Origin of the sequence: Brachybacterium nesterenkovii (assembly GCF_900163655.1) — a bacterium.
GTDB classification, from domain to species: Bacteria; Actinomycetota; Actinomycetes; order Actinomycetales; family Dermabacteraceae; genus Brachybacterium; species Brachybacterium nesterenkovii.
Map to the genome: position 1 here is coordinate 1 of NZ_FWFG01000114.1, position 1,489 is coordinate 1,489.

The following is a 1,489-nucleotide window of genomic DNA, read 5'->3' on the forward strand; positions in this document are numbered from 1 at the left end:
GCCATCTCATGGAACCGGCCCAAGGAGGTGCACCTGGGCCTGGCCGACCCCACCACCCCGACATTCAAAACCAAGGAAATCCTGCCAACTACTTGACGCGGGACACTCGTCTGTGTCGCGACCGATGACATGGAGCGGCTGGGGGCGAGCGGTGGGATCTTCGAGCGGATCGGGCTGGAGTCGGCCCGCGGTGGGGTCGAGGCCGAGGCACTCTACGACTCCATCCGCATGGCTGCGCGCCTGGCCCAGGCGGAGGTCCACCGAGCGGTCCTGCTCGCTCCCCAGCACCTCGACCCCGAGGCCGTCCTCGGGCTGCCGGTCGCTGCGGACGAACTGGCCACCACCCTTCGCCCGCTCATGGCCGACGTCGACTGCATCGTCGGGCCTGCCGTGCCGATCACCGAGTTTCCAGACTCCCTCGCGATGGGGCAGCGGCTCAGCGCCCTTCGGGCCGTCGCCCACTCGGGGCCGACCTTCGTCGACGACTCCCTGCTCGAGCTCGTCTGCGTGGCCGACCCGGTCGCCGTGCGGGCCCTGCGGCGCAAGTACTTCGGAGAGCTCGACCCGCTGCCCGAGGACCAGCGTCCGGTGCTCGTTGAGACGCTCCGCCAGTGGTTGCTCCAGTGGGGCCACCGGCCGGGGATCGCCCAGGCCCTCACGGTTCACCCGCAGACCGTGAGCGGTCGTCTGCACCGATTACGTGACCTGCTCGCCGACGATCTTGAGGACGCCGTCGTCAGGGCCGAGTTGCTCGTGCTGCTCACGGCCGAGGGGCCGCCTGATCGGCGATCCCTTTTGTGCTCTCCATGTCAGGAGAGTGACAACCGCGGAGGCCTCCCCGGTCCGGGGTGCGAACCTGTCAGTAGTCGTAGGAGAGTGTCGTGCGGTTTTTCATCCACTCGTTGTGCGGCTCGATGATCTTCCACTTCGCCTTGGGGTAGCTGATCGCCTTGATCGACGCCTTGAACTTCGCCTGCTCCTTGGTGACACCGGAGAGGGTCGTGGCGTAGAGGTTCCACTGGTTGCTAAAGCCCGGTCGCTGCCCCGCGAAAGGGAGGGTGATCGTGACGACGTTACCGGACCCCGTCGCGGTGCCCGGGCCGCTGTACGTGAACGCCCCCGTGTACACCGACGGGTCGAGGGTGACCGTGATCTTGATGTCGTAGGGGTAGGGCTGGTTCTTGTCCGCGATGCAGTCCTGGTGGTTGTTCGGCGAGTACCGAACCGTACCGCTGATCTGGTCGCGGTTGTTGTTGATCGGCTGGCGGCCGTTGGACGACCACATGTCGAAGACGTAGCAGTCCCCCGGCGACGCGGCGATCGAGGGGGCCGAGGCGGCCAGGACGACGGCCGGGGCCGACCAAGCGACGCCCTTGGCGACGGTTCGGCGGGAGACGGCAGAGGGACTGGTCATGAGGTGCTCCTGTAGGCAATGGGCGTGTCAGATGGTCTGTGTAAGCCGTACCGAGAGGAACGGTAAGAATCATGA

General features: G+C 66.7%; 2 protein-coding genes. One reads left to right on the forward strand and one right to left on the reverse strand.

Annotated elements, in window-relative coordinates; genetic code table 11:
• Positions 1–129 precede the first annotated feature (129 nt).
• A complete protein-coding gene (locus tag FM110_RS13135) occupies positions 130–918 on the forward strand; it encodes a helix-turn-helix domain-containing protein (protein ID WP_087105201.1) in 789 nt (262 codons plus the stop codon).
• Here FM110_RS13135 and FM110_RS13140 read toward each other — a convergent pair.
• Positions 860–1,414 (reverse strand): hypothetical protein, encoded by a 555-nt coding sequence (locus FM110_RS13140; protein ID WP_087105202.1) that lies wholly within the window; start codon positions 1,412–1,414, stop codon positions 860–862. The genes FM110_RS13135 and FM110_RS13140 overlap by 59 nt on opposite strands.
• Positions 1,415–1,489 lie beyond the last annotated feature (75 nt).